Annotated in this window: 28 protein-coding genes and 1 tRNA gene; 22 read left to right on the top strand and 7 right to left on the bottom strand. The window is 65.7% G+C overall.

From position 1 onward, the window contains the following. Nucleotides 1–4: 4 nt before the first annotated feature. The 8 genes from phnH to ACVWW6_RS03830 are packed head-to-tail and all read left to right on the top strand — an operon-like array spanning nucleotide 5 to nucleotide 6511. On the top strand, nucleotides 5–616 hold the full coding sequence (gene phnH, locus ACVWW6_RS03865; protein ID WP_038965300.1) for a phosphonate C-P lyase system protein PhnH: 612 nt from the start codon (nucleotides 5–7) through the stop codon (nucleotides 614–616). A 1-nt stretch (nucleotide 617) separates the two neighbouring features. After that, nucleotides 618–1721 carry a carbon-phosphorus lyase complex subunit PhnI gene (locus ACVWW6_RS03860; protein ID WP_271556881.1) on the top strand — a complete coding sequence of 368 codons (1104 nt, stop codon included), beginning with the start codon at nucleotides 618–620 and terminating at the stop codon, nucleotides 1719–1721. Then, on the top strand, nucleotides 1718–2614 hold the full coding sequence (locus tag ACVWW6_RS03855) for an alpha-D-ribose 1-methylphosphonate 5-phosphate C-P-lyase PhnJ (protein ID WP_011084042.1): 897 nt from the start codon (nucleotides 1718–1720) through the stop codon (nucleotides 2612–2614). The genes ACVWW6_RS03860 and ACVWW6_RS03855 overlap by 4 nt, the downstream gene beginning before the upstream one ends. After that, nucleotides 2607–3404: a phosphonate C-P lyase system protein PhnK gene (phnK, locus tag ACVWW6_RS03850; protein ID WP_011084043.1), complete on the top strand. Its 798-nt coding sequence runs from the start codon at nucleotides 2607–2609 to the stop codon at nucleotides 3402–3404. The genes ACVWW6_RS03855 and phnK overlap by 8 nt, the downstream gene beginning before the upstream one ends. An 8-nt stretch (nucleotides 3405–3412) precedes the next feature. Continuing rightward, the gene (phnL, locus tag ACVWW6_RS03845) at nucleotides 3413–4111 is read left to right on the top strand and encodes a phosphonate C-P lyase system protein PhnL (RefSeq protein ID WP_456680161.1); all 699 of its coding nucleotides are present in this window, start codon (nucleotides 3413–3415) and stop codon (nucleotides 4109–4111) included. Between the two features lie 11 nt (nucleotides 4112–4122). Further along, nucleotides 4123–5280, top strand: a complete 1158-nt coding sequence (locus ACVWW6_RS03840) for an alpha-D-ribose 1-methylphosphonate 5-triphosphate diphosphatase (RefSeq protein ID WP_456680160.1) — start codon at nucleotides 4123–4125, stop codon at nucleotides 5278–5280. Further along, on the top strand, nucleotides 5277–5873 hold the full coding sequence (gene phnN, locus ACVWW6_RS03835; RefSeq protein WP_456680159.1) for a phosphonate metabolism protein/1,5-bisphosphokinase (PRPP-forming) PhnN: 597 nt from the start codon (nucleotides 5277–5279) through the stop codon (nucleotides 5871–5873). The genes ACVWW6_RS03840 and phnN overlap by 4 nt, the downstream gene beginning before the upstream one ends. Nucleotides 5874–5899: 26 nt before the next feature. Beyond that, nucleotides 5900–6511 carry a pyridoxamine 5'-phosphate oxidase family protein gene (locus tag ACVWW6_RS03830; protein WP_456680158.1) on the top strand — a complete coding sequence of 204 codons (612 nt, stop codon included), beginning with the start codon at nucleotides 5900–5902 and terminating at the stop codon, nucleotides 6509–6511. 229 nt (nucleotides 6512–6740) lie between these two features. On the opposite strand, the gene ACVWW6_RS03825 is transcribed toward ACVWW6_RS03830, so the two are convergent. Beyond that, nucleotides 6741–7472, bottom strand: coding sequence for an SDR family NAD(P)-dependent oxidoreductase (locus tag ACVWW6_RS03825; RefSeq protein ID WP_011084048.1), 732 nt, complete (start codon nucleotides 7470–7472; stop codon nucleotides 6741–6743). 391 nt (nucleotides 7473–7863) lie between these two features. Between ACVWW6_RS03825 and ACVWW6_RS03820 the strand changes: the two genes are divergently transcribed. Together ACVWW6_RS03820 and ACVWW6_RS03815 are read left to right on the top strand one after the other, a co-directional pair. After that, complete coding sequence (locus ACVWW6_RS03820; protein ID WP_404524509.1) at nucleotides 7864–8097, top strand: hypothetical protein; 234 nt, start codon at nucleotides 7864–7866, stop codon at nucleotides 8095–8097. 21 nt (nucleotides 8098–8118) lie between these two features. Continuing rightward, nucleotides 8119–9072: an aliphatic sulfonate ABC transporter substrate-binding protein gene (locus ACVWW6_RS03815; protein WP_404524508.1), complete on the top strand. Its 954-nt coding sequence runs from the start codon at nucleotides 8119–8121 to the stop codon at nucleotides 9070–9072. 7 nt (nucleotides 9073–9079) lie between these two features. Here the strand turns inward: ACVWW6_RS03815 and ACVWW6_RS03810 are convergent, their stop codons facing one another. The 3 genes from ACVWW6_RS03810 to ACVWW6_RS03800 all read right to left on the bottom strand — a co-directional run bounded on the left by ACVWW6_RS03810 (nucleotide 9080) and on the right by ACVWW6_RS03800 (nucleotide 12272). Further along, a complete protein-coding gene (locus tag ACVWW6_RS03810; protein ID WP_161533118.1) occupies nucleotides 9080–9862 on the bottom strand; it encodes an alpha/beta fold hydrolase in 783 nt (260 codons plus the stop codon). Between the two features lie 4 nt (nucleotides 9863–9866). Next, nucleotides 9867–11162, bottom strand: a complete 1296-nt coding sequence (locus tag ACVWW6_RS03805; protein WP_011084053.1) for an O-acetylhomoserine aminocarboxypropyltransferase — start codon at nucleotides 11160–11162, stop codon at nucleotides 9867–9869. Between the two features lie 300 nt (nucleotides 11163–11462). Then, a complete protein-coding gene (locus tag ACVWW6_RS03800) occupies nucleotides 11463–12272 on the bottom strand; it encodes an IclR family transcriptional regulator (RefSeq protein WP_456680157.1) in 810 nt (269 codons plus the stop codon). Nucleotides 12273–12400: 128 nt separating this feature from the next. Here ACVWW6_RS03800 and ACVWW6_RS03795 point away from each other — a divergent pair, with 128 nt between their 5' ends. The 6 genes from ACVWW6_RS03795 to ACVWW6_RS03770 are packed head-to-tail and all read left to right on the top strand — an operon-like array spanning nucleotide 12401 to nucleotide 17002. After that, a complete protein-coding gene (locus tag ACVWW6_RS03795) occupies nucleotides 12401–13366 on the top strand; it encodes a Bug family tripartite tricarboxylate transporter substrate binding protein (RefSeq protein WP_456680156.1) in 966 nt (321 codons plus the stop codon). A 3-nt stretch (nucleotides 13367–13369) separates the two neighbouring features. Then, the gene (locus tag ACVWW6_RS03790) at nucleotides 13370–13987 is read left to right on the top strand and encodes a flavin reductase family protein (RefSeq protein ID WP_456680155.1); all 618 of its coding nucleotides are present in this window, start codon (nucleotides 13370–13372) and stop codon (nucleotides 13985–13987) included. 49 nt (nucleotides 13988–14036) lie between these two features. Further along, on the top strand, nucleotides 14037–14897 hold the full coding sequence (locus ACVWW6_RS03785; protein ID WP_456680154.1) for a fumarylacetoacetate hydrolase family protein: 861 nt from the start codon (nucleotides 14037–14039) through the stop codon (nucleotides 14895–14897). A gap of 3 nt (nucleotides 14898–14900) precedes the next feature. Then, entirely contained in the window at nucleotides 14901–15704 is an 804-nt protein-coding gene (hpaH, locus tag ACVWW6_RS03780) for a 2-oxo-hept-4-ene-1,7-dioate hydratase (protein ID WP_011084058.1), read from the top strand. Nucleotides 15705–15729: 25 nt separating this feature from the next. Then, the gene (locus ACVWW6_RS03775; RefSeq protein ID WP_011084059.1) at nucleotides 15730–16113 is read left to right on the top strand and encodes a RidA family protein; all 384 of its coding nucleotides are present in this window, start codon (nucleotides 15730–15732) and stop codon (nucleotides 16111–16113) included. A gap of 13 nt (nucleotides 16114–16126) precedes the next feature. Continuing rightward, a complete protein-coding gene (locus ACVWW6_RS03770; protein WP_304566579.1) occupies nucleotides 16127–17002 on the top strand; it encodes an amidohydrolase family protein in 876 nt (291 codons plus the stop codon). A 29-nt stretch (nucleotides 17003–17031) separates the two neighbouring features. Here ACVWW6_RS03770 and ACVWW6_RS03765 read toward each other — a convergent pair whose 3' ends face one another. Continuing rightward, nucleotides 17032–17760 (bottom strand): helix-turn-helix transcriptional regulator, encoded by a 729-nt coding sequence (locus ACVWW6_RS03765; RefSeq protein WP_456680153.1) that lies wholly within the window; start codon nucleotides 17758–17760, stop codon nucleotides 17032–17034. 171 nt (nucleotides 17761–17931) lie between these two features. Then, complete coding sequence (locus ACVWW6_RS03760) at nucleotides 17932–18939, bottom strand: LLM class flavin-dependent oxidoreductase (RefSeq protein ID WP_456680152.1); 1008 nt, start codon at nucleotides 18937–18939, stop codon at nucleotides 17932–17934. A gap of 262 nt (nucleotides 18940–19201) precedes the next feature. Between ACVWW6_RS03760 and ACVWW6_RS03755 the strand changes: the two genes are divergently transcribed. From ACVWW6_RS03755 to ACVWW6_RS03740, 4 genes are all read left to right on the top strand, one after another. Beyond that, nucleotides 19202–19378, top strand: a complete 177-nt coding sequence (locus ACVWW6_RS03755; protein ID WP_271556839.1) for a hypothetical protein — start codon at nucleotides 19202–19204, stop codon at nucleotides 19376–19378. 234 nt (nucleotides 19379–19612) lie between these two features. Beyond that, nucleotides 19613–20116 carry a Twin-arginine translocation pathway signal gene (locus ACVWW6_RS03750; RefSeq protein WP_456680151.1) on the top strand — a complete coding sequence of 168 codons (504 nt, stop codon included), beginning with the start codon at nucleotides 19613–19615 and terminating at the stop codon, nucleotides 20114–20116. A 12-nt stretch (nucleotides 20117–20128) separates the two neighbouring features. Further along, a complete protein-coding gene (locus tag ACVWW6_RS03745; protein WP_456680150.1) occupies nucleotides 20129–20767 on the top strand; it encodes a ferric reductase-like transmembrane domain-containing protein in 639 nt (212 codons plus the stop codon). A 102-nt stretch (nucleotides 20768–20869) separates the two neighbouring features. Continuing rightward, a complete protein-coding gene (locus ACVWW6_RS03740; RefSeq protein WP_456680149.1) occupies nucleotides 20870–21346 on the top strand; it encodes a Crp/Fnr family transcriptional regulator in 477 nt (158 codons plus the stop codon). A 1023-nt stretch (nucleotides 21347–22369) separates the two neighbouring features. Here ACVWW6_RS03740 and ACVWW6_RS03735 read toward each other — a convergent pair. Beyond that, a tRNA-Thr gene (locus ACVWW6_RS03735) sits at nucleotides 22370–22444 on the bottom strand. Between the two features lie 319 nt (nucleotides 22445–22763). On the opposite strand from ACVWW6_RS03735, the gene ACVWW6_RS03730 reads away from it, so the two are divergent. Together ACVWW6_RS03730 and ACVWW6_RS03725 are read left to right on the top strand one after the other, a co-directional pair. Continuing rightward, nucleotides 22764–22952, top strand: a complete 189-nt coding sequence (locus ACVWW6_RS03730) for a hypothetical protein (protein ID WP_456680148.1) — start codon at nucleotides 22764–22766, stop codon at nucleotides 22950–22952. A gap of 40 nt (nucleotides 22953–22992) precedes the next feature. Further along, complete coding sequence (locus ACVWW6_RS03725) at nucleotides 22993–24699, top strand: FAD-dependent oxidoreductase (RefSeq protein ID WP_456683118.1); 1707 nt, start codon at nucleotides 22993–22995, stop codon at nucleotides 24697–24699. Nucleotides 24700–24789 lie beyond the last annotated feature (90 nt).

The raw sequence follows: 24789 nt of genomic DNA, 5'->3' as shown, positions 1-24789 counted from the left end.
GATCATGACCACGATTGCGGAACTGCCGCCGGGGTTCGCCGACAAGGTGCTGTCGGCGCAATCGACCTTTCGCTCGGTCATGGACGCGATGGCGCGGCCGGGTTCGGTCCAGCGCATCGTGCCGATGGCGGGCACACCCGGGCCGATGATGCGCGGCGCCGCCGCGATCGCGCTGACGCTGTTCGATCACGACACGCCGCTCTGGCTCGATGCGCGGATGTCGGAAAGCTCGGAAGTCGTGAAATGGCTCAAGTTCCACACCGGCGCGCCGGTGATTCAGGACTCCTCGATCGCGAGCTTTGCCCTGATCAGCGATGGCGCCTTGCTTCCGGCGCTCGAGCGCTTCGCGCTTGGCACCAGCGAATACCCGGACCGGTCGACCACGTTGATCCTCCAGGTCGATAGCCTTGACGCGGGGCGGGGCTTCGAGCTGCGCGGCCCCGGCATCGATGGCGTCGCGACGCTCCGGGCCTCGATCAAGCCCGCCGACTTGTTCGAGCGGCTGCGCGTCAACGAGGCGCTGTTTCCGCGCGGCATCGACGTGGTGCTGGTCGCCGATGATGCCGTGGTTGCGATCCCGCGCACCACGCGCGTCGCGAACAAGGGAAGTGAATAGCATGTATGTCGCAGTCAAAGGCGGCGAACGCGCCATCGAGAACGCCCATCGGCTGCTCGCCAATGCGCGGCGCGGCGATCAAAGCGTGCCGGAAGTCACGCTCGACCAGATCTCGGAGCAGCTTGGTCTGGCCGTGGACCGCGTCATGAGCGAAGGCTCGCTTTATGACCGTGAGCTCGCAGCGCTCGCGATCAAGCAGGCGCGCGGCGATCTGATCGAGGCGATCTTCCTGGTTCGCGCCTTCCGCGCCACCCTGCCGCGCTTCGGTGCGAGCGAACCGGTCGACACCGGCGCCATGCGCGTGCAGCGGCGGGTGTCCTCGACCTTCAAGGACATTCCCGGCGGCCAGATCCTCGGGCCGACCTTCGACTATACGCACCGCCTGCTCGATCCCTCGCTCGCGGAGGGATTTGTGCCGGACGCGCCGGCGACGGCCGAAGCCTCGACCGCGCCGACGCCGCGCGTGACCGATATCCTGGGCCGCGATGGGCTGATCGAATCCTCGCCGCAGGCCGAGGCCGGCGCCAGCGTCGGCGATCTCACCCGCGAGCCGCTGAACTTCCCGGCCGACCGCGACCTGCGCCTGCAAAATCTCGCGCGCGGCGACGAAGGCTTCCTGCTGGCGATGGGCTATTCCACCCAGCGCGGCTACGGCCGCAACCATCCCTTCGCCGGCGAGATCCGCTTCGGCGAGGTCGAGGTCGAATTCTCCGCCGAGGATGTCGGCTTCGCCGTGCCGCTCGGCTCGATCGAGCTCACCGAGTGCCAGATGGTCAACCAGTTCAAGGGTTCTGCCACGGAAGCACCCTGCTTCACCCGCGGCTATGGCCTCGCCTTCGGCCAGAGCGAGCGCAAGACCATGTCGATGGCGCTGGTCGATCGCGCGCTGCGTGCCCGCGAGCTCGGCGAAGAGGCGCTCGCGCCGGCGCAGGATGAAGAATTCGTGATGTCGCATTCGGACAATGTCCAGGCGACCGGCTTCGTCGAGCATCTGAAGCTGCCGCACTATGTCGACTTCCAGTCCGAGCTCGGCCTGCTGCGCAAGCTGCGTCAGGAGTTTGCCGAGGCCAATGCGCCCGATGCCATGAAGGAGGCCGCGGAATGAACGCGCCCGCCTACAATTTCGCCTATCTCGACGAACAGACCAAGCGGATGATCCGCCGCGCCATCCTGAAGGCGATCGCGATCCCCGGCTATCAGGTGCCGTTCGCCAGCCGCGAAATGCCGATGCCCTATGGCTGGGGCACCGGCGGCGTGCAGGTCACCGCCGCGATCCTCGGTCCTGAGGACGTGCTGAAGGTGATCGACCAGGGTTCCGACGACACCACCAACGCGATTTCGATCCGCAAGTTCTTCGCCAAGACTGCCGGCGTCGCCACCACGACGGCGACCGACGCGGCGACCGTGATCCAGACCCGTCACCGCATCCCCGAGGCCGCGCTGAACGAGAACCAGGTGCTGGTCTATCAGGTGCCGATCCCGGAACCGCTGCGGTTCCTCGAGCCACGCGAGACCGAGACGCGGCGCATGCATGCGCTCGCCGAATACGGCCTGATGCATGTGAAGCTCTATGAGGACATCGCCCGCTTCGGCCACATCGCGACCGCCTACGCCTATCCGGTCAAGGTCAACGCGCGCTATGTGATGGACCCGTCGCCGACGCCGAAATTCGACAATCCCAAGATGGACAATTGCCCGGCGCTGCAATTGTTCGGTGCCGGCCGCGAGAAGCGCATCTACGCGATCCCGCCCTATACGCAGGTTGTGTCGCTCGATTTCGAGGATCACCCGTTCGAGCCGTATCGCTTCAATGCGCCCTGTGCGCTGTGCGGCGCGGATAACTCCTATCTCGACGAGATCGTCACCGACGACAAGGGCGGACGGATGTTTGTCTGCTCCGACACCGATTATTGCGAGGGCCGCCAGGCCGCCGGCCATCACGGCAGCCTGAGCGCTGCGCCGTACAAGGAGAAGGCGCAGGAGACATCAAATGGCTGATCACGACATGCTGGACAACGATGAGCCGCTGCTGGTTGCGAATTCGCTCAGCAAGTCCTACGGCCGCATCGCCGCGTGCCGCGACGTGTCGTTCTCGCTCTATTCCGGCGAGGTGCTGGCGATCGTCGGCGAATCCGGCTCGGGCAAGTCGACGCTGCTGCAACTGCTGTCGGGCCAGCTCGCGGCCAGCGGCGGGCACGTCACCTACCGGATGCGCGACGGCGTCACCCGCGATCTCGCCACGCTCGGCGAAGCCGAGCGGCGCTTCCTGTTCCGCACCGACTGGGGCTTCGTGCACCAGGATCCCGCGCAGGGCCTGCGCATGGCGGTCTCGGCCGGCGCCAATGTCGGCGAGCGGCTGATGGCGGTGGGATGGAATCACTACGGCCGCATCCGCGACACCGCGTCCGACTGGCTCACGCGCGTCGAGATCGACACGGCTCGAATCGACGACGCGCCGCGGACCTATTCCGGCGGCATGCGCCAGCGTCTCCAGATCGCCCGCAATCTCGTCACCGAGCCACGGCTGGTGTTCATGGACGAGCCCACCGGCGGCCTTGACGTGTCCGTGCAGGCGCGCCTGCTCGATCTGCTCCGCAGCCTCGTCGCCGAGCTGAACCTCGCCGTCGTCATCGTCACCCACGACCTTGCGGTCGCGCGGCTATTGTCGCACCGCGTGATGGTGATGAAGGGCGGCCGCGTGATCGAGACCGGTCTCACCGACCAGGTGCTCGACGATCCCCGTGAGCCTTATACTCAGCTCCTCGTTTCCTCGATTCTGCCGCCATGAGCCCACTGATGACCGCCATGATCGACGTCACTGATGCCAAGAAGACCTTTACGATGCACCTGCAGGGCAGCATCGAGCTGCCTGTCGTCAGCGGCGTGACCTTCCAGGTGAACCCCGGCGAATGCGTCGTGCTGTCGGGCCCGTCCGGCGCCGGCAAGTCGTCGATCCTGAAGATGATCTTCGGCAATTACCGCTGCGATTCCGGCCGCATCGGCATCCGCCATCGCGGCGCGCTGATTGATCTGGCCACCGCCGAGCCGCGGCAGGTCCTCAACGTGCGCCGCGCGACCATCGGCTATGTCAGCCAGTTCCTGCGCGCGGTGCCACGGGTCGCCACGATCGACGTCGTCGCCGAGCCGCTGATCGTGAACGGCCTGGCCCGAGCCGAGGCGCAGCAGAGGGCGGGTACCCTGCTGCACCGCCTCAACATCCCTGAGCGGCTCTGGCAGCTTCCGCCCGCGACCTTCTCCGGGGGCGAACAGCAGCGGGTCAACATCGCGCGCGGCTTCATCTCCGACCTGCCGATCCTGTTGCTGGACGAGCCGACCGCCTCGCTCGATGCCGCCAACCGCGCCGTCGTGGTCGAGCTGATCGCCGAGAAAAAGCGCCAGGGCGTCGCCATGGTCGCCATTGTCCATGACGACGAAATCCGCCATCTGATTGCCGACCGTATTGTTGACGTGACCAGCTTTGCCGCCGCCGCCTGAAGGAAATTGAAATGAACGCCAAGCCGAAGGACACCGTGATCGCCAACGCCAGGATCGTGCTGGCTGACCGGGTGATCGAGCAGGGCTGGCTGGCTCTTGCGGATGGACGCGTCGCCGAGATCGGCGAGGGCAGGGCACCCGCGGGTGCGGAGGATGCCGGCGGCGACCTCATCATGCCCGGCCTGATCGAGCTCCACACCGATCACCTCGAGGCGCATTACGTGCCGCGCCCGAAGGTGTTCTGGAATCCGGTTGCCGCCGTCGTCTCCTACGACGGCCAGCTCGCGACCTCGGGCATCACGACCGTGTTCGACTCGCTCCGGGTCTGGCGTGAGGACGGCGCTGAGGAAGTCGACGGCCGCGCCGGCGTGCTCGCCGCCGCGATCACGACCGCGCGCGATGCTGATTTGTTGCGCGCCGACCACTTCTTGCATTTGCGCTGCGAAATCCCGATGCCGAGCGTGGTCGAGGAGGCCAAGGAGCTGATCGACCGTCCCGACGTGAAGCTGATGTCGCTGATGGACCATACGCCCGGCCAGCGCCAGTTCCGCGACGAGGGCAAGCTGCGCGACTATTACCGCGGCAAGAACGGCGGCAAGACCGATGCCCAGCTCGACGAGCTGTTCGCAAAGCGCTTCGAGTATCAGAAGGCTTATGCGGCGACCAACATGCGCGAGATCGTGGCGCTGGCGCATCAATACAACATTCCGCTGGCGAGCCATGACGACACCACCGAGGAGAATGTCGCGGACGCCGTGCGCGATCGCGTCTCGGTGGCGGAATTCCCGACCACGCTCGAGGCCGCGCGCGGCCTGCATCAGGCCGGCATCGACATCCTGATGGGCGCGCCCAACGTCGTGCGCGGCGGCTCGCACTCCGGCAATATCGCCGCGGTCGATCTTGCCCGCGAGGGCCTGCTCGACATTCTCTCGTCGGACTACATTCCATCGAGCCTTCTGATGGCCGCGCTGCAATTGCCTGAACATGTGCCCGCGATCAGCCTTCCGGCGGCGGTTCGAACCGTAACGAAAGCGCCGGCCGAGGCGGTTGGTCTCTTCGACCGCGGTGAGATTGCGGTCGGCAAGCGCGCCGACCTGATTCGGGTGCACATCGCGGGCAGCGTTCCCGTCGTCCGCAGCGTCTGGCGCGAAGGAGGCCGGGTCGCATGAGCGAGACCGCGACCATGGCGCAAGGCGAGGCGGGTGCGATCGGCCCTGGCCGGCTCGTGCTCGTGGTCGGTCCCAGCGGCGCCGGCAAGGACACCTTGCTGCAGCTGGCGCAGGCGGCCTGCATCGATGATCACGACGTCGTCTTTCCGCGTCGCGTCGTGACGCGTGAGTCCTCCGCGGCTGAGGACAACATTGCCATGAGCCCGGATGAATTCCGGCGCGGGATCGATCACGGCGATTTCGCCGTGCATTGGGACGCGCATGGGCATTCCTACGCGCTACCGCTCGAAATCAACGACGACATCCGCGCCGGCCGCGCCGTCGTCGTCAACGTCTCGCGCACCGTGATTGCCGCGCTGCGTCAGGCCTATGCCAATGTCGTCGTGGTCGCCATCACGGCGCCGCCGGACGTGCTGGCGCAGCGGCTTGCCGCCCGCGCCCGGCACAGCGACGGCAATATCGCGGAACGGCTGTCCCGCAGCGTCGAGGACGCATCGGCGCCGGCCGATGTCACCATCCTCAACGCCGGCAGCGCGGATTATCACAGCCGCCAGCTCGTGCGCGTGATCAGGAACGAAGGCTGGCGCGAGTAACCGCCGGCGCAAAGGAGAGTGGAAGAATGTCGGTGATCGAAACGGTCGAACAGCTAGAGGCCATCTACGGCGCCACCAACGATGCCTCGACCGTGAAAGTCGCCGACCATGTCACGCCGCTCTATCGCGTCTTCATCGAGAAGGCGCCGTTCGCGGCGCTCGCCACCATCGGGCCCGAGGGCATCGACTGCTCGCCGCGCGGCGATCTGCCCGGCTTCGTTCGCATTCACGGCCCCAAGACGCTGATGCTGCCGGATCGTCGCGGCAACAACCGGGTCGATTCCCTGCGCAACATCGTGCGCGACCCGCGCGTGTCCCTGATGTTCCTGGTCCCCGGCTCCGGCAATGCGGTCCGCGCCAATGGCCGCGCGCATCTGTCGATCGATCCCGAGTTGCTGGCGTCCTTCAAGGTCGAAGGCAAGGCGCCGCGCAGCGTCATGGTGATGAATGTGGACGAGATCTACTTCCAGTGCGCCCGCGCCATCGTCCGCTCCGATCTCTGGAACCCCGACAAGCGCATCGACCCGAAGACGCTGCCGACGCCCGGCCAGATCCTCGCCGAGATGAGCCAGAACAAGGTCGGCGGCGAGGAGTACGATCGCGGCTGGGCGGCGCGTGCCGCAGCGACGATGTGGTGATGCTCTTACCCTCTCCCCTTGTGGGAGAGGGTGGCTCGCCGCGAAGCGGCGAGACGGGTGAGGGGTATCTCTCCGCGAGTCCAGAATCGTAGGGTGGGCAAAGGCGCACTTGCGCCGTGCCCACCGCATATCCAACACCTGGATAGAAATGGTGGGCACGCTCCGCTTTGCCCACCCTACGGCGTTCATCGAGCCTGGAAGAGGGCGCGTGCCGCAGACGCCAAGTCCCCTAGTTAAACGCCATCCCGCCGCTCAGCGCGATAGTCTGGCCGGTCATGTAGGCATTGTCGACCAGCAGCATCACCGCCTTCGCCACCTCATCCGCCGTGCCGAAGCGGCCGAGCGGGATGCGGCTGACGAGTTGGGGCTGGCCGCTCATCATGTCGGTCTCGATCAGCGACGGCGCCACCGCGTTGACGTTGATGCCATCCTTCACCAGCCGCGCCGCATAGCCGCGCGTCAGCCCCTCCATGCCGGCCTTGGATGCGTTGTAGTGCGGGCCGATCGAGCCGGCGCCGCGTGCCGCGCCGGAGGAGATGTTGACGATGCGCCCCCATTTCTTCGATCGCATCGCCGGCAGCACCGCCTGCGTGCACAGGAAGACGGATTTCAGATTGACCAGGATGGTGCGGTCGAAATCGTCCTCGGTGAGGTCGTCGACGCCGCGCGTGATGGCGATGCCGGCATTGTTGACGAGAATGTCGATGGGCCCGAGTTCCGCCGTGACGCGTGCGACCATTGCAGCGACGGCCTCGCGCTGCGATACGTCGGCGGCAACGGCGATGGCGCGGCCGCCGCGTTTGTTGATCTCGCCCGCCAGCTGCTCGGCCTGCCCGATCCGCTCGCGGCAGTTGATCGCCACCGCCGCGCCGGCCTCGGCCAGCAGGCGGCAGACCGCGGCGCCAATCCCGCGTGAGCCGCCGGTGACGAGCGCTGTGCGCCCCTTCAGGTCATTTGCCATGCCGGGATCTCCCAATCCTCTGTTTTGCGCCCGCCGGAGCCTATCATGTGCGCCGCTCGCGCGTGTTGAACTCGTCGCGAGATGAATCTGCCTGCGGGCGCTTGCGGCGGGAGAAGCGGCCGAACGTGTCGCTCGCAAATATGGATAGCCATTTCATTGACCAATCGCGCCGATCGCTCGATATTTACAGCATCGAAACTGCTCCTCGAGCCGAAGCCGCAACATGAGAACCGATCACCAGCGTAATCCGGACGACATGCACCCGTGCATGACGCGGCGCTGTTTCTCGGCGGCGACCGGCACCTGTTGTTGTTGCTGACCGCCACCCTCTCAGCACTCACATCGCAAATCTTAAGCCAGGAACGCCGAGAAATCCGGCGAGCGAGCAGTCATGTCCCAAGCCCAATTCGAAGACCAGTCCAACGCCTACATCATCGAAATCCACGACCGCGCCGCCGGCATCATCACAAGAGACGCGCGCGGCTTCCGCTTCTTTTCCTCCGAGCGGTTGTTCGACAGCCTCGAAGGCCGCCAGTTCCGCTCGGCGCGCGATGCCGAGCGGGCCGCGCGCGCGGTGTTCTCCGAGCGGAGCCGGCGCGCGAGTTCGCAACTCTTCGCCAACTGATCCCACCGAAAGGACCGCGATATGATTACTCGACGACACATGCTCGCAACGACACTCCTGGTCGCGACAGCCCTGGCTGCACCCGTGCACGCGGAGAACAAGCCGGCGGAAATCCGCATCGGCACCCAGAAGGGCGGCTTCTTCCCGGCGGTGCGCCAGCGCCAGACGCTCGAAAACGCCTTCAAGCCGCTCGGCATCGAGATCAAGTGGATCGACTTCCAGTTCGGTCCACCGCTGCTGGAGGCAATCAATGTCGGCAGCGTCGATTTCGGTTATGTCGGCGACTCCCCGCCGATCTTCGCGCAGGCCGGCGGCGCGAAGATCCGCTACGTCGCCGCGGTGAAATCGGACGGCAACACCCAGGCGATCGTCGTGCCGAAGGACTCGCCGATTCACGCACTGGCCGATCTCAGGGGCAAGCGCGTCGCCTTCGGCAAGGGATCGAGCGCGCATAATCTGCTAGTCGCGGCGCTCGAGAAGGCCGGCCTGTCCTGGTCCGACATCACGCCTGCGCCGCTCGCGCCGGCCGATGCGACGGCGGCCTTCGTGAAGGGCTCGGTCGACGCCTGGTCGATCTGGGATCCCTATCTCGCGCTCGCCGAGCTGAAGGAGAATGCGCGCGTTATCGCCTTCGACAAGGACGTGCACAAGCCGAACGCCTTCTACATCGCCGGCGCCGATTTCGTGGAGAAGTATCCCTCGCTCGTTGCGAAGCTCAACACGGCCTTCGCGTCCGAAGGCGTATGGGCGGATTCGCACCACGAAGACGTGGCGAAGGCGCAGGCCGAGGCGACCGGCGTCGACATCGACGCGATCCGCCGCTTCGTCGCCCGCTCCAATTATCGCGTGGTGCCGATCGATGCCGAGGTGGTCAAGAGCCAGCAGGCGGTTGCCGACCGCTTCGCAAAGCTCGGCCTGATCCCGAAGCCGGTCAATGTCTCCGACATCGTCTGGAAGTGGACGCCGGGGTCTTGAGCCGGGCTCAGCCTTTCAGCGCGGCCAGCAACTCATCCGGGCGCTCGGCCATGATCATGTGGCCGGCGCCCGGTACCACGACGGTCTTCGCATGCGGGATCGCGGCCGCGAGCGCCTTGCCCGCCTTCGCCGGAGTCATCATGTCGCGCTCGCCGAGGATGAGCGTCGCAGGCACCTTGACGCTCGCGGCAGCGGCGAGCGCATTCGCGTAAGCATTGCAGGCCGACAGATCCCTGAACAGCACGCCCGGCTCGCAAGCCTTCAGCACCGCCTGCGCGCCGCCATGCATCCACAGGCCCGGCGCGAGGCTGCCGCCGAGCTCGGCGTTGAAGCCGAGGCCCCAGATCGACACCATGTCGTTTGCATCCTGCGAGTTGGCTTCGGCCGCCTTCAAGAGATCCGGGCCGACCGTCATGGTCGCGGCGGTGCCGATCAGGCTCAGCGCGGAAATCTTGTCGGGATGCCGCGCGGCGGTCTCCAGCGAGATCAGCGATCCCATGGAGTGCCCGATCAGATGCGCCTTCGCAGCTCCTGCCGCATCGAGCAGCGCCGCCGTCCAGTCGGCCATCTCGGCGATGCTCGAGAGCGAGGGGCCGGCCGAGCGGCCGTGACCGGGAAGGTCCGGTGCCAGCACGGAAAACCCGTGATGGGCGAACCAGCGCGTATGCAGGGCCCAGGTCGAATGGTCGAAGCCGGCGCCGTGGATGAAGACCACCGCGGGCAGGGACCTGTCGAATTCGCGGCCGCCGGTCGCGACAAATACCTCGGCCCCGTTGACGGAAAGCTTCATGGTGTCAGACCTTTTGCGAGATGCGCAGTGCTTGATTGAGGTCGTCGATGATGTCGGAGGCGGTCTCGATGCCGACCGACAGCCGCACCAGCTCCTCGCCGATGCCGGCGGCCTTGAGCTGCTCGGCGTCCATCTGCTGATGCGTGGTCGAGGCCGGGTGAATCACCAGCGTCTTGGCGTCGCCGACATTGGCGAGATGGCTGATCATGCGCAATGACTCGATGAACTTGCGGCCGGCAGGGCGGCCGCCCTTGATGCCGAAGGAGACGATCGAGCCGGCGCCGCGCGGCAGCAGCTGCTTTGCAAGCTGGTAGTCCGTGTGGTCTTCAAGCGAGGGATGCAGGACCCAGTCCACCGCCTTGTTGGACTTCAGCGCCTCCAGCACCGAATGCGTGTTCTGCATATGCCGGTCCATGCGGACGCCCAGCGTCTCCACGCCCTGCAAGAGCTGGAACGCGTTGGTCGGCGACAGGCAGGCGCCGAAATCGCGCAGGCCCTCGGTGCGCGCGCGCATGATGAACGCCGCGGTGCCGAACTGCTCGTCGAAGACGATGCCGTGATAGCCGCCATAGGGCTCGGTCAGCACGCCGAACTTGCCGGAGCCGCGCCAGTCAAAGCGGCCACCGTCGATGATGGCGCCGCCGATCGCGATGCCGTGGCCGCCGATCCATTTGGTCGCCGAGTGCATCACGATGTCGGCGCCAAGCTCGATCGGCCGGCTGAGATAGGGCGTCGCAAAGGTGTTGTCGATCAGCAGCGGAATTTTTGCCTCATGCGCGATCGCCGCGACCTTCGGGATGTCGAGCACCTCGAGCCCGGGATTGCCGATGGTCTCGCCGATCACGAGCTTGGTGTTCGGCTTGATGGCGCTGCGGAACGCATCGAGATCGCGCGGCTTCACAAATGTCGTGGTGATGCCGAAGCGCGGCAGCGTATGCGCCAAAAGGTTGATGGTGCCGCCATAGAGCGAGCTCGACGCCACGATGTGGTCGCCGGCGTTGAGCAGCGTCGCGATGGCGAGATGCAGCGCAGCCATGCCGCTCGCGGTGCAGATCGCGCCGACGCCGCCTTCGAGCGCGGCGAGCCGCTCCTCCAGTACGCCGGTGGTCGGATTGGAGATGCGCGTGTAGATGTGGCCGGCCCGCTCCAGGTTGAACAGCGCGGCGGCGTGATCGGAATCCTGGAACACGTAGGACGTGGTCTGGTAGATCGGCACCGCGCGGGCGCCGGTCGCGGGATCCGGATGCTGGCCCGCATGCAGGCTCAGGGTCTCGAAGGCAGGCGGTTTTGGCGCGGGCATGCGTGGCCTCGTTGCTCGGTCGGCGATGGCGGCCCTTGTGCCACAAAACCGCGTGCCAAGTCAGCCCATTGACAGCGCCGTGGGATGGCGCACAGCGGTGACATGATTGAGGCGAGCTCTGTCCGCATCGCCGGTGGGCTCCTCGCCCCGTTCTTACGGGGAGAGGGTTGGGGTGAGGGGCTCCATCCGAGATCACGGTGACAGTCGGACTCGCGGACAGTCCCCCTCACCCGGATTGCATCTTCGATGCAATCCGGCCTCTCCCCGCAAGCGGGGAGAGGCGAACGGCGCCGCCTTCAGTTAGCCGACATTGCCCCGGATCGCCTGCTCGATGATCCGCGCCTCCCGCAGCAGGATCTCCACGACCTCCTGCTCGCGGCGCGGGCCGAGCCTCGTCCGAAAGGCGGAGACGGTCATCGCCGCGGCGGGCTGTCCGTCCGGGGTCTTGATCCAGGTCGAGATCGACTTCGTGCCCTGCACGAGGCCGATCTCTCTCATATTGTAACCCCGCTTCCGCGCGGCGGTGACCTGGCTCATCACGGCTGCGACGTCGGTCTGGTAGACCTCGAACCGCTTCTCGTTGGCTGCGACGATTTTTCGCGCGTCCTGCGCCGGCATCGCGGCGAGGATGGCGACGCCGGCGCTGGAGACGCCGAGCGGCCGGCGCGCGCCGACCTCGATCGACAGCACCTGGATCGGATAGACGCCGATCCTGCGATCGACGCACAGCGTGTCGTTGCCGGTCCGCACCGTCAGGAACAGCGTGTCGCCGATCTCGGCGGAGGCGCGCCGCAGCGACGGATTTGCCGCGACCAGCAGGCTTGACGGCCGCGGCCGTGCCAGCGCCAGCTCGGGCACCTGGTTGCCGATCGCGTAGCGGCCGGTGCGATCGTGCCGCTCGACGATGCCTTCCTCGATCAGCACGTGGACGATGCGATGCACGGTCGGACGGGTAAGGCCGGTCGCCCGCACGACCTCGGCCAGCGGCACGCCGTCCTCGCGGCCTGCGGCAAGAATGCGCAGCACCGCGAGCGCGCGCCGGATCGCCTGCGCGCCCTGTCGCGGTTCCAGCGCGCTATGGGCGACTTTCGGAGAAGGTCTCTTGTCCATAATATGGACAAGAACGCCACAATTCACTCGACAGGTAAAGCGCGCATCTGGAGATTGCGCGGCGATCGAGCGCCGCGCGCAACGTCAAGGCGTTCGAAGTGAATTGGAAGCGCCGCCGGGAGGTTAACATGAGATTAATCGCGATTGCCATAGCCGCTGTCACGGCGATGCTGGCGGGGCCCGCATCGGCCCAGCAATGGCCGGCGCGCAGCGTCAAGCTGATCGTGCCCTATCCGGCCGGCGGCAATGTCGACAGTGCCGCGCGCATCGTCGCCGACAAGCTCCAGGAAAAGCTCGGTCAGCCCTTCATCATCGAGAACAAGGCCGGCGCCGGCGGCATGATCGCGGGCGAGGCTTTCGCGAAATCGGCGCCCGACGGCTATACGCTGTTCGTCGGCGCCAACGGCCCGGTGTTGTTCGCGACCGAGATCAACAAGCGCGATGCCTATAGCTGGAAGAAGGATTTCCTGCCGATCTCGACCATCTCGATGACGCCGCTGGTGCTCGAGGTGCATCCCTCCGTCCAGGCCAACAATTTCAAGGAATTCATCGACCTCGCCAAGCGCGAGCCCGGTAAGCTGACGATGGCCTCGCCCGGCCCCGGCACCACCAATCATCTGCTCAGCGAATTGATGCAGTCGAATCTCGACCTGCAATGGGTCACCGCGCACTACCGCGGCAACGCGCCGGCCATCAACGATCTGCTCGGCGGCCAGGTGCAGTTCGCGTTCGACCAGCTCACGGTCAGCCTCCAGCACATCAAGGCCGGCCTGTTCCGCGCGCTCGCTGTCACCAGCCCGCACCGGCTGAAGTCGCTGCCTGATGTCCCGACCTTCACCGAGCTCGGCTACAAGGATTTCGACGGCCAGACTTTCACCGGCCTGTTCGCGCCCGCGGGCACGCCGGCGCCTGTTGTCGACAAGCTGCACGAGACGCTGGTTGCGATCCTGAAAGACCCGGGCGTGGTGGACAAGTTCGAAAAGCTGGGCGGGGAAGCCGTCGCGATGACGCCGGGCGAGTTCAAGGCCTATCTCGAGCGCGAGGACGCCAAGTGGATTCCGGTCGTGCGCAAGGCCAACATCAAGGCGGACTGAGCAATGCGGATCGATCCCACCGAGCTCGGCGCGGAGCGCATCTACCGGCTGATGACCGGCATCGTGGTGCCGCGCCCGATCGCCTGGGTGACGAGCCTGTCACGCTCCGGCGTGCTCAACCTCGCGCCCTTCAGTGCCTTCACCTTCGTCTCGCAGAAGCCGCCGATGCTCGCCATCAGCGTCGGCCGCAAGGGCGCGGACTACAAGGACACCGCGCACAACATCCTCGACACCGAGGAATACGTCATCCACATCGCCGATACCCCGCTGATGTCTGCGGTGCACGACAGCTCGATCGAGCACCCGCCTGAAGTCAGCGAGGTCGCGGAGCTCGGCCTGGAGACGCTTAGCTGCGAGCGCATCAAGGTGCCGCGGCTCGCGGCCGCACCTGTCGCGATGGAGTGCCGCTTCCGGCAGTGCCTCGAATTCGGCGACGCCCGCAGCCGGCTGATCGTCGGCGAGGTCGTGATGTTCCACATTCGCGACGGCCTCGTGGAAAACGGCAAGGTCGAGACCCGGGCGCTCGACCCGATCGCGCGCATCGGCGGGCCGCGCTACGCCCGCCTCGGCGAGATCGTGACGCTGGACACCGTCTTTCAAACTCCCAAATCGACCGACTGAGCGCGCGGCCCATCGCGCCGGCCCCCAACGACCATTGGAGAAAACGACAATGCGACTCCTGAGCTATCTCTTGGACGGCGAGGCGCGCTACGGCGCGGCCGTCGCGGGCGGCGTGGTCGATCTGACCCGGCGGATCGGCCGCGACTTCTCCGACGTGAAGGCGCTGATCGCGGCCAATGCGCTGGCGGACGCGCAGGAAGTGATCGCCGATCAGCAACCGGACTACGCGCTCGATGATCTCGTCCTGCTGCCGCCGGTGCTGGCGCCCGAAAAGCTCTGGTGCATCGGCGTCAACTACGCCGAGCGCAACGCTGAATATAAAGACAATTCGGATCTGCCAAAATATCCCAGCCTGTTCGTGCGCAGCATGTCGTCGATGACAGGCTCCGGCCAGCCGCTGGAGAAGCCCAAAGTCTCGGATCAACTCGACTATGAAGGCGAGCTCGTGATTGTGATCGGGCGGGGCGGCCGCCACATCCCGCGCGAGAAGGCGTGGTCGCACATCTTCGGCATGACGCTGTGCAACGAAGGCACGATCCGCGACTGGCTGCGCCACGGCAAGTTCAACGTCACGCAAGGCAAGAATTTCGACCGCTCCGGCAGCATCGGCCCGTGGATCGTCACGGCGGACGAGCTCGACCCGCGCGGACCTCATGACATCACCACGCGCGTCAACGGCGAGGTGCGTCAGCAGGACACCACCAAGCGGCTGATGTTCCCGTTCGACTTCCTGATCTCCTATCTCTCGACCTTCGCCACCCTGAAGCCCGGCGACATGATCGTGACGGGCACGCCGACCGGGGCGGGCGCGCGCTTCGATCCGCCGCGCTGGCTGAAAGTCGGCGACGTCGTCGAGGTCGAGTCGAGCCGCATCGGCGTGCTGCGCAACACCGTGGCTGCGGAGCAATAGACCATGCTGGATGCCGCCACGATCGAACGTCTTGCCGCGCGCCTGGACGAGGCCGAGCGCACCAAGGCGCTGATCCCGATGTTCTCGAAAGAGTATCCCGGCCTCACGATCGAGGACGCCTACGCCATCCAGCGCGCCTGGACGAAACTCCAGCTCGGGCGCGGCCGCGTCATCAAGGGCCACAAGATCGGCCTGACCTCGAAGGCGATGCAGAACGCGGTCGGCATCTCCGAGCCCGACTACGGCGTGCTGTTCGCCGACATGTTCTATGCCGACGCCACGCCCATCCCGTTCGATCGCTTTCACGCGCCACGAATCGAGGTCGAGCTCGCCTTCGTGCTGAAGGCGCCGCTGCGCGGGCCCGACTGCACCATCTTCGACGTGCTCAACGCCACCGACTACGTGACGCCGGCGCTGGAGATCTTGGAGACGCGCATGCACCGCGTCGATCCCGAGACCGGCAAGACGCGAAAGGTCATGGACACGATCTCGGACAACGCCGCGAACGCCGCGCTGGTGCTCGGCGGCCGGCCGTTCCGCCCGATGGATGCGGATCTGCGCTGGATCGGCGCGCTGCTGTTCCGCAACGGCGAGGTCGAGGAGACCGGGCTTGCCGCCGGCGTGCTCAATCATCCCGCCAACGGCATCGCCTGGCTCGCCAACCGGCTCGCGCCGCATGACGAATATCTCAGGGCCGGCGAGGTGGTGCTGGCGGGATCGTTCACGCGGCCGGTGGACATCCGCCGCGGCGACACGTTCCACGCCGACTACGGCGCGTTCGGCTCGGTGTCGTGCCAGTTCGTCTGAACCAACACACAAGAGGGAGCGCACCATGACACGGCGCAAGAGCATCCACATCGGCGGCTTCAAGCACGCCAATCCGATTCCGAACGCTTGCCGCATCGGCAATCTCGTGATGTCGGGCGTCATCCTTGGCCGCGATGCGGCCGGCGCGATGCCCGTGAGTCTCGACGCGCAATGCGCCAACATGTTCGCGCACATGAAGGCGACGGTGGAGGCCGCCGGCGGCACCACCGACGACATCATCAAGATGACGGTGTGGCTGAAGGACCGCTCGCAGCGCGGGCCCGTCAATGTCGAGTGGCTGAAGATGTTTCCGGACGAGCATTCGCGCCCGGCGCGCCACGCGCTGCCGATGGACAACATGGACGGCGGCGCGCTGGTGCAGTGCGACTTCACCGCCGTGATCGACTGAAGGAGATTTGCGCATGCCGACCTATCTGCCGTTCGACCCGAATCCGCGCCGCCCGGTCAAGGCGCCGCCACTGAGGACCATCGACAGCCAGTTCCACGTGCTGGGGCCCATCGAGAAATATCCGGAGCGCCCCGGCGCGGCCTATCGGATGCCGACCGCGACCTGGGAAGCGGCGTTGCGTATGCACAAGACGCTCGGCATCGAGCGCGGCATCATCGTGCAGACCACGACCTATGGCGCGGATCATGCCGTCGTGCTCGACGCCCTCGCGGCGATGGGTCCGAACTACCGCGGCTGTGCCAACGCGCTGGTGTTCGCCGAGGCGAACGATTCCTATCTCGCAAAGCTGCATGACGCCGGCGTCCGCGGCGCGCGCTTCAGCTTCCGCCAGGAGCTCGGCGCCGTGCTGTCGGATACCGATTTCGCCCGCGCCATCGCCCGCATTCGCGAGCTCGGCTGGTACGTCAAGATCCAGCCGGAGAAGGACGGCATCGTCTCCAGCGTCGCGAAGTACGAGAATCTCGACGTTCCCGTGCTGATCGACCACATGGCGCGCCCCGATCCGCAAGCCGGCAAGGACGATCCGAACCTGCGCAAGATGCTGGAGCTGCTCAAGAAGGGCAATTTCTGGGTGATGCTGTCGCTCGGCGAGAAGACCTCGAAGGCCGGCCCGCCCTACGACGACGTGATCCCGATCGCGCGCGCCTATATCGAGGCAGCAAGCGACCGCTGCGTCTGGGCCAGCGACTGGCCGCATCCGGTCTCCGTCAAGCAGCCGCCCAACGATGCCGACCTGCTCGAGCTGATGTACCGCTACGCGGCGGACCAGGCGGAGCTGGAAAAGATCCTGGTGCACAATCCGGCAAAGCTGTTCGGCTTTGCCGACTGATCGACTCCGGTCGCGTCGGGCCTGGCACCTCAGGGCGAGATGATCCGGTCGCGCATGGCGATCATCACGGCCTGCGTGCGGGTGGCTGCGCCGAGCTTCTTGCAGCAGCTCTTGATGTGCGCCTTCACTGTGCGTCCCGTGATGGCCAGGGCATCGGCGATCTCTTCGCTGGATCGCCCGACGGCCGCGAGCGTCAGCACCTCGCGCTCGCGCAAGGACAGTGCGTGCTGCGGAGCCTCGGGCAGGCCGCGCAGCTTCAGCACCCGGTCGAAGGCGTAAAGCGCCATGAGGTGGAGCGCCGGGAGATCGCGCTCCGGCAGATCGATCTCGGCGCCGCCGAACCACACCTGGCCGGTGCGGCCCGCCGGCGAGATGACCGGGATCACCACGCCATCCACCATGCCGAAGTCGCGGGCGCGTCGCACGAGCTCGACGGCGCGCGGCTCCCGTTCCGGATCGTACGGCGCTTCCCTGAACCAGCGGAACGGCTGAAGCGTCGTCCTGCAATAACGCAGCGCGGGATCGTGCCACACATACTGCGCCTCGGAATACATATCGAGAAAGCCGGCCGGCAACCGTTCGGCGAGAACCGCCTCGCGCGGCAGTTCGGTCGACAGCGGGGCGACATAGGAACTGCAGAAATAGTCGAAGCCGTGCTGGCCGAGCGTGCGGCTCATCGCATCCAGAATGCTCGCGACATCAGGAAGCTGCCGCACTGTCTCGACGAAATCGAATGCTCGACTGCGGACCACGTCCATCGGCAGCCTACGATCAGTCCTTGAGGGATCGGCGCTACGCTACCCTTCCAGGCGCCGAGTGTAGGACGTCAATGCTGTAACTGCAACCTGCGCGAAACTCGCCAGCTTCATGAACGCGATCGGCGAGGCGTGAGGATCGGCCATATCTGGCTCGGCCGTGTGATGCCTTGATCACCGGGCCGGTTGCGCCGCCAGCCGGTCGCGCACCTCGGCCGCGATCTCGAACGAGCGCAGCCGGGCGGCATGGTCGTAGATCTGGCCGGTGGCCATCAATTCGTCCGCGCCGGTCTCGGCGATCAGCGCCTTCAGCTCCTCTTCGACCACGGTGGGCGAGCCGACCGCGGAGCAGGACAGCGACTGGCCGACCATGGCCTTCTCCGCCGGCGACCACAGCGCGTCCATGTCGTCGACCGGCGGCGGCAGCGGGCCGGGCGTGCCGCGGCGCAGATTGATGAACTGCTGCTGCAGCGAGGAGAACATGCGCTGCGCCTCGGCGTCGCTCTCTGCCGCGAACACGTTGACGCCGACCATCGCATAGGGCTTGTCGAGCTGCGCCGAGGGCTCGAAGCGCGCGCGATACTCACGCAGCGCCGGCATCATCATCTGCGGCGCGAAATGCGAGGCGAAGGCGAAGGGCAGGCCGAGCATGGCCGCAAGCTGCGCGCCAAACGTGCTCGATCCCAGGATCCAGAGCGGCACCTTGGTCCCCATGCCGGGCACGGCGCGGATCGTCTGGTTCGGCTGCACATCGCCAAGCAGCGCCTGCAATTCCAGCACGTCATGCGGAAAGTTCTCGGAGCTGGTGGCGAGGTCGCGCCGCAGCGCCCGCGCCGTGAACTGGTCGGTGCCCGGCGCGCGCCCGAGCCCGAGATCGATCCGCCCCGGATAGAGCGACTCCAGCGTGCCGAACTGCTCGGCGATGACCAGCGGCGAATGGTTCGGCAGCATGACCCCACCGGAGCCGACGCGGATCGTCTTCGTGCCGCCCGCGACATGCCCGATCACGACAGAGGTCGCCGCGCTGGCGATGCCCGTCATGTTGTGATGCTCGGCCAGCCAGAACCGCTTGTAGCCCCAGGCCTCGGCGTGCTGGGCAAGATCAAGCGAATTGCGAAACGCCTGCGCGGCGTCGCCACCCTGGCGGATGGGAGCGAGGTCGAGCACGGAGAAGGGGATCATGCGTGGGGGTCCGGGTGGAGGGCGATATGTGCCGGGGCTCCATATGTAGTACCTGCCAGCCCGAATGTTAGCGTTGCAGTGTCGATCGGACACCGGCGCAACGATGCCATTCGGAATTGTCGCGGGTGACCGGCGAACTGCCAGATAGCGTTTTTGACCCAGCGGACTCCCAGCGCAGGTTTGATTTACGTCAACATTCAAAACCTGGCTTCATTTTCACTTCCGACATTGGTTGCTTCGATTTCCTTCCTGGAGAGGTACTATGGCCGATCCGACCAAGCTCTCGGTTGAGAAAGCGCTCGAAAAGATACGTCAGCGCGACGAGCCGAAATCAGAGAATTCACGCCTTGATGAAAAAACCGACGCTCTCAATGAAGAGATAAAACGTATGAGAGCACAAAGGCTCCGCCTTGAACGACAAAAGGGCAAGCGTGGCTGAATAGCGCGTAGGATGGGTAGAGCACTTGCGAAACCCCATCATGTTTCGTCGTCGAACAAAGCCTCGATGGGTTTCGCTTCGCTCAACCCATCCCACGAGGCTGTCTAAGCGCCCTGCGCCTCCGTTCACAACACTGTTATTGCGACCTATGGCGCCCTTTGTCGCAACTGGGCGTTTTGCGCCTGTTGTTGTACCCTTGCCAGAGCCACTACCCGGACGCCCGGAGGAATTGACATGACCATTGTCGTACTCAGCCGCCGCAACCTCCTCGTCGCCAGCGGCTCCGTTCTCGCAACCGGAGTTTTGGCGGCCGGCGTTCCCGGGCTCCTGCTGCCGGCCCGCGCGGACGGACTCGCGCCAACCGAAACGATGTCCGGCGGGGCGAACAACTACCGCAAGGGCGCGGCGATCGTGGATCGGATCGGCAAGGGCGGCTTCTGGATGAGCGGCACCGTCCGCCGCGCCGGCGACGGCGCTCCGCTTGCCGGGCAGCGCATCCAGATCTGGGCGCACACGGTCGAAGGACAGGAGCACGAGCCGCAGAGCCATGGCGCCACGCTCACTGACAAGGACGGCAAATTCCGGCTCGAAATGCCGCAGATCATTCCGATCTTCGGCCAACCGCACGGTCACCTCGCCTATGACAGCGGTGAATTCAAGACCGTCTTCCTGCGGCCGGTGATGCGGAGCGCAAGGGAAACCAGCCTCGAGGCGCACTTCGTTCTGCAGCCGGCCTGACCGGGCCAACGAATGACGGGGTGGAAACTGGCCCGGGTGATCCTGATCTGGGGCGCCTTGGTTTCGGCCATTGGCGTGCCGATCGCTGCTGCCGCAGGAAGCGAGCAGCTCGCATGGCGCGGTCCGGTCTATATCCTTGCCGGGTTTGCGGGGATTATCGCGCTGGGTCTCGTGCTCGTTCAGCCCCTGCTGATCGGCGGATATCTGCCGGGACTGTCGGCCTATCGCGGACGGCGCGCCCATCTCTGGATCGGTGGGGCGCTTGCTCTGGCGATCGTGATCCATGTCGCCGGCCTCTGGATCACCAGTCCCCCCGACATGATCGACGCCCTGACCTTCTCGTCGCCGACGCCGTTCTCGCCCTTCGGCGTGATCGCCATGTGGGCCATCTTTATCGTTGCGCTGCTGGCTCTACTGCGCCGGCGATTGGGACTGCGGCCGCGAACGTGGCGTTTCGTTCATATGCCTCTCGCGATCGTCATCGTCGCAGGCAGCGCGGTCCATTGCCTGCTGATCGAGGGAACGATGGAGACGATCTCGAAGGCGGCGCTTTGCGCGCTCGTCCTCGCGGCAACCGTGAAAGCCATGGTTGACCTTCAGGTTTGGCGAAAGCGAAGGACGCTGCGCGGCGAGAGCATCGCGCGGCAGTGAGCCGGATGGAATTGATCGCGATCTGCAGGCCGCTTTGTTTCAACACGTTCGGCGTCGTCTGCTCTGCTTGCCGCAGAAGGCAACGAAGCTTATCCTCGCGCGATGGTTGCCAGTGCCCCCGATCTGAAAGCGTTCCTGCTCGCGACGCCGTTCTTCGGTGGTCTTTCGGACCCCGGTCTCGACCTGCTGATGTCGATGCTGGTCGAGTGCCGCTTTGATGCCGGAGCGACCGTCGTGGCGGAAGGCGATCCGGGACGATCGTTGTTCATCGTCAAGTCCGGCCGGCTGGCGGTGAGCAAGCGGGCGGCTGCGGGAAGCGTCATCCCGATTTCGGTTCTGGAGCGAGGGGACTTCTTCGGTGAGATGACCCTGATCGAAATGCAAAACCGCTCCGCCACGGTGGTCGCGGAGAGCCCGACGGTGCTGTACGAGCTGACGGCGCAAAAACTCTACGCCTGCTACAAGGCCGATATCCACGCCTATGTGATCGTCCTGCAGAACATCAACCGCGAGCTTTGCCGGCGGCTGCGCCGCTCCGACGATCGCTTCGCCGGGCATCAGGTGGATGAAGACAACTGATCATGCGTAGGATGGGTAGAGCACTTGCGAGACCCATCCTGCTTTACCGCCGATCAAGCTCTGACGGGTTTCGCTTCGCTCTGCAAAGGCTGGTGCGGCTAGAGCAACGCCATTGAATGCAGCGAGTTTCTATGAAAGCCGAAGGCAACCAAGCCGGACAGAAGCAGCGCAGTCCCAGTCACGATCAGGCAACACGCAAACACTATCGAAGCCTCGGGTTCGTTATGAATGACAAAGACGATAATAGATAAAACTTTACCGACAATCGAAAGGAACAATTAACCTTACTGGCGCGGACCAACAGGTAAGAACCTCGGCATCAGGTCTGCGGAGTGTCGTCGGGCTTGTGTCTCCGTGCTCGCCAATTTGCCCGTCGGGCAAAACACCTGCCTCCCGCAAAAATCCGTCAACCCTCCTTTGCAAAAATATTCCACTTTACCGAAATTCGGGTTTGCGGCATTGTCTCGCCATCCCGGTCCTCGGAGAGGGGCGATCGTACGTCGTAACGAACGTGGATCGGGGTGCGGTGGACGCGGCTGCGTCGGGCACGCGAATGCGGGACCAGGGCGAGATGAACCTCGTGAGGTCCTGCTGCGTGCAGACGGACGGCGCCGAAGTCCGGCGAAGCTACTAAAGCGAAGCCGGATGAAGCTGCGTACGGCAAAGACGCGTGGTCCTGACCGTCGTTGCTACGGTCAAGCCTTGCGGAGATGAATCGGGGCTCGACCGGGTCTCGGGCATCGCCAATTCGCAAGGTGACGGAGGCCAGAAGGAACTCGGCTCCGGGGAGAGCGCGCATACGCCGTCAACCCATCGCGCAGGGAAGGCCGGGTGTTTTCCGGCCCACCTGTTGTCCCGCCTGCGCATTTGCGTGTGCAAATTCTTCGCGCAGCGGATCGTGGGTGCCAGCCGGCACCCGGCCTTCCCTGCGCCCTCTTCACCTAAAGAGGGTCAAGGTGAGAACAAAACTCGGGCACTGCATGCCGCGAGAATGCCGATCTGTGCGTGATTTGACCCAGAGAATGGTGCTGCCAGACAGGATTGAACTGTCGACCTCTCCATTACCAATGGAGTGCTCTACCACTGAGCTACGGCAGCATGTGCTGGGATCTAGAATCGGCCGCCACGAGGGGCCTACCAAGCGGGCCGATATCTGCCACAAGCCCCCCTCCTGTGCAAGCTTGCAAGCCCTGCCAAGACGAGAAAATCGGGCCGATATCGGGGCCAAAATGCCCGTTTTGGCTCGAAACGACCGCCTTTCCGTCGATTCGGGTTCCGATGTCCCCACCCAACTGGCCAGTTGGCCGAGCTGCCGGATTCGCCTCATTTTGGAATTTCGCACGATCGGATCGCGCGGGCCTCTTGAGCTGCCACGTTCATTGGGCATGTTATCGCCGATCGCTGCAATGGACCGGTGATGGCTGACGAGAACGACAAGAGCACGAGGCCGGCGAGGGTGTCCCGGGACGACCGGCTGAAATCGGCGCTGCGTGAAAACCTGAAGCGGCGGAAGCTGCAGGCGCGCGAGCGCGCCGCAAGCGCCGAGCCCTCGCAGAATGACGACGCATCCCTAGATGAGGGGACCGCCGGCAAGACCGGCGGTTAAAATCCGGCGGCTGGAAATTTTGGAGTTGAGCGACGTGGCAATGGGGCAAGACGGACAGCAACGAAACGACCGTGAGGCGCTGATGTCGCGGTTCACGCGCCCCGAGCAGACCTTTCCCGCGCTGACATCGGCCGAGATCGAGCGCATCAGGCATTTCGGCGAGCTCCGCACCTATTCGGATGGCGAGCTGCTGTTCGAGACCGGCAAGCCGGGGCCCGGCATGTTCGTCATCCTGAAGGGCCATGTTGCCATCACCCAGCGCGACGGGCTCGGTCATGTCAGCCCGGTGATCGACCAGGGACCCGGCCAGTTCCTGGCCGAGCTCGGCCAGCTCTCGGGGAGGCCGGCGCTGGTCGACGGACGCGCCGAGGGCGATGTCGAGGTGGTCCTGATCCCGCCGGACCGGCTGCGGGCCCTGCTGGTCGCCGAAGCCGAGCTCGGCGAGCGCATCATGCGCGCGCTGATTCTGCGCCGGGTCAGCCTGATCCAGGGCGGCGTCGGTGGCCCGGTGCTGATCGGGCCGTCGAACTCCGCCGGCGTGGTGCGCTTGCAGGGCTTCCTCACCCGCAACGGCCAGCCGCATCATCTGCTCGATGCCGACAGCGAGCACGACGCGGCCGAGGTGATCGCGCGTTATTCGCCGAAGCCGGAAGATTGGCCGCTGGTCGTCACCGCCGACGGCAGCGTGCTGCGCAATCCCAGCGAGATCGAGCTCGGGCGCGCCATCGGCATGATCGGCGGGGCGAAGGATGATCGGATCTACGACGTCGCGATCGTCGGCTGCGGGCCGGCAGGGCTCGCGACCGCGGTCTACGCGGCCTCCGAAGGTCTCTCGGTTGCGGTCGTCGATACGCGCGCCTTCGGCGGCCAGGCCGGCGCCAGCGCGCGCATCGAGAACTATCTCGGCTTTCCGACCGGCATCTCGGGTCAGGCCCTGGCCGGCCGCGCCTTCACCCAGGCGCAGAAGTTCGGCGCCGAGATCATGATCCCGATGTCGGTGAAGTCGCTGGACTGTTCGCGCAGTGGCGGCACCTTCGCCCTCGCGCTGGATTGCGGCGACACATTGCGCTCGCGCGCGGTGGTGGTCGCGAGCGGCGCGCGCTATCGCCGGCCGGAGATCGCAAAGCTCGACACGTTCGAGGGCCGCGGCGTCTGGTACTGGGCCTCTCCGGTCGAGGCGAAGCTGTGCGCCGGCGAGGAGGTCGCCCTGGTCGGCGCCGGCAATTCGGCGGGCCAGGCCGCCGTGTTCCTGTCGGGTCACGCCAAGAAGGTGCTGATGATCATCCGCGGCGGCGGTCTGGGCGCCAGCATGTCGCGCTATCTCATCGAGCGCATCGAAGCGACGCCGAACATCGAATTGATGTTCAACACCGAGATCACGGCGCTCGAGGGCGACGAGGCCTCGCTGCTGCGGCGCATCCGCTGGAAGAGCCGGCTGTCGAGCGACGAGGATTCTGCCGACATCCGCAATCTCTTTCTGTTCGTCGGCGCCGATCCCGCCACCGGCTGGCTCGACGGCTGCGGCGTGACGCTCGATCGCGGCGGCTTCGTCGTGACAGGCGCGCAGTCCGAGCAGAACCAGGGCCGGCTCGTGGCGCCGCTGGAGACCTCCGTGCCCGGCGTCTACGCCGTCGGCGACGTCCGCTCCGGCTCGGTCAAGCGCGTCGGCGGCGCCATCGGCGAGGGCGCGCAAGTCGTCGCATCGCTGCACGGCTATCTCGGCGACGCCGCAAAACCGGCGCTTTAGTCAAGGAGAAGGCAAGGGAATGGCAAGTCGAATCCGGCTTGCCATCTTGCTGCGTCCCACAGACTATCGCCTGGTCGCGAGGCCAATCGC

It is taken from the genome of Bradyrhizobium sp. USDA 3311, assembly GCF_054062495.1.
The sequence above is the reverse complement of the archived record's forward strand: the minus strand, read 5'-3'. Positions and strand labels throughout refer to the sequence as shown.

Excerpts from the sequence above, each read along its gene's own strand:
- ACVWW6_RS03810 (WP_161533118.1), bottom strand. The coding sequence starts at position 9,862 with ATGAAGCTTTCCGTCAACGGGGCCGAGGTATTTGTCGCGACCGGCGGC.
- ACVWW6_RS03815 (WP_404524508.1), top strand. The coding sequence starts at position 8,119 with ATGATTACTCGACGACACATGCTCGCAACGACACTCCTGGTCGCGACA.
- ACVWW6_RS03830 (WP_456680158.1), top strand. The coding sequence starts at position 5,900 with ATGTCGGTGATCGAAACGGTCGAACAGCTAGAGGCCATCTACGGCGCC.
- ACVWW6_RS03765 (WP_456680153.1), bottom strand. The coding sequence starts at position 17,760 with ATGGACGTGGTCCGCAGTCGAGCATTCGATTTCGTCGAGACAGTGCGG.
- ACVWW6_RS03825 (WP_011084048.1), bottom strand. The coding sequence starts at position 7,472 with ATGGCAAATGACCTGAAGGGGCGCACAGCGCTCGTCACCGGCGGCTCA.
- ACVWW6_RS03745 (WP_456680150.1), top strand. The coding sequence starts at position 20,129 with ATGACGGGGTGGAAACTGGCCCGGGTGATCCTGATCTGGGGCGCCTTG.
- ACVWW6_RS03805 (WP_011084053.1), bottom strand. The coding sequence starts at position 11,162 with ATGCCCGCGCCAAAACCGCCTGCCTTCGAGACCCTGAGCCTGCATGCG.
- phnK (WP_011084043.1), top strand. The coding sequence starts at position 2,607 with ATGGCTGATCACGACATGCTGGACAACGATGAGCCGCTGCTGGTTGCG.
- ACVWW6_RS03785 (WP_456680154.1), top strand. The coding sequence starts at position 14,037 with ATGCGACTCCTGAGCTATCTCTTGGACGGCGAGGCGCGCTACGGCGCG.
- ACVWW6_RS03750 (WP_456680151.1), top strand. The coding sequence starts at position 19,613 with ATGACCATTGTCGTACTCAGCCGCCGCAACCTCCTCGTCGCCAGCGGC.
- ACVWW6_RS03775 (WP_011084059.1), top strand. The coding sequence starts at position 15,730 with ATGACACGGCGCAAGAGCATCCACATCGGCGGCTTCAAGCACGCCAAT.
- ACVWW6_RS03800 (WP_456680157.1), bottom strand. The coding sequence starts at position 12,272 with ATGGACAAGAGACCTTCTCCGAAAGTCGCCCATAGCGCGCTGGAACCG.
- ACVWW6_RS03730 (WP_456680148.1), top strand. The coding sequence starts at position 22,764 with ATGGCTGACGAGAACGACAAGAGCACGAGGCCGGCGAGGGTGTCCCGG.
- ACVWW6_RS03770 (WP_304566579.1), top strand. The coding sequence starts at position 16,127 with ATGCCGACCTATCTGCCGTTCGACCCGAATCCGCGCCGCCCGGTCAAG.
- hpaH (WP_011084058.1), top strand. The coding sequence starts at position 14,901 with ATGCTGGATGCCGCCACGATCGAACGTCTTGCCGCGCGCCTGGACGAG.
- ACVWW6_RS03740 (WP_456680149.1), top strand. The coding sequence starts at position 20,870 with ATGGTTGCCAGTGCCCCCGATCTGAAAGCGTTCCTGCTCGCGACGCCG.
- ACVWW6_RS03855 (WP_011084042.1), top strand. The coding sequence starts at position 1,718 with ATGAACGCGCCCGCCTACAATTTCGCCTATCTCGACGAACAGACCAAG.
- ACVWW6_RS03790 (WP_456680155.1), top strand. The coding sequence starts at position 13,370 with ATGCGGATCGATCCCACCGAGCTCGGCGCGGAGCGCATCTACCGGCTG.
- phnL (WP_456680161.1), top strand. The coding sequence starts at position 3,413 with ATGACCGCCATGATCGACGTCACTGATGCCAAGAAGACCTTTACGATG.
- ACVWW6_RS03760 (WP_456680152.1), bottom strand. The coding sequence starts at position 18,939 with ATGATCCCCTTCTCCGTGCTCGACCTCGCTCCCATCCGCCAGGGTGGC.
- ACVWW6_RS03725 (WP_456683118.1), top strand. The coding sequence starts at position 22,993 with ATGGGGCAAGACGGACAGCAACGAAACGACCGTGAGGCGCTGATGTCG.
- ACVWW6_RS03795 (WP_456680156.1), top strand. The coding sequence starts at position 12,401 with ATGAGATTAATCGCGATTGCCATAGCCGCTGTCACGGCGATGCTGGCG.
- ACVWW6_RS03755 (WP_271556839.1), top strand. The coding sequence starts at position 19,202 with ATGGCCGATCCGACCAAGCTCTCGGTTGAGAAAGCGCTCGAAAAGATA.
- ACVWW6_RS03820 (WP_404524509.1), top strand. The coding sequence starts at position 7,864 with ATGTCCCAAGCCCAATTCGAAGACCAGTCCAACGCCTACATCATCGAA.
- phnH (WP_038965300.1), top strand. The coding sequence starts at position 5 with ATGACCACGATTGCGGAACTGCCGCCGGGGTTCGCCGACAAGGTGCTG.
- phnN (WP_456680159.1), top strand. The coding sequence starts at position 5,277 with ATGAGCGAGACCGCGACCATGGCGCAAGGCGAGGCGGGTGCGATCGGC.
- ACVWW6_RS03840 (WP_456680160.1), top strand. The coding sequence starts at position 4,123 with ATGAACGCCAAGCCGAAGGACACCGTGATCGCCAACGCCAGGATCGTG.
- ACVWW6_RS03860 (WP_271556881.1), top strand. The coding sequence starts at position 618 with ATGTATGTCGCAGTCAAAGGCGGCGAACGCGCCATCGAGAACGCCCAT.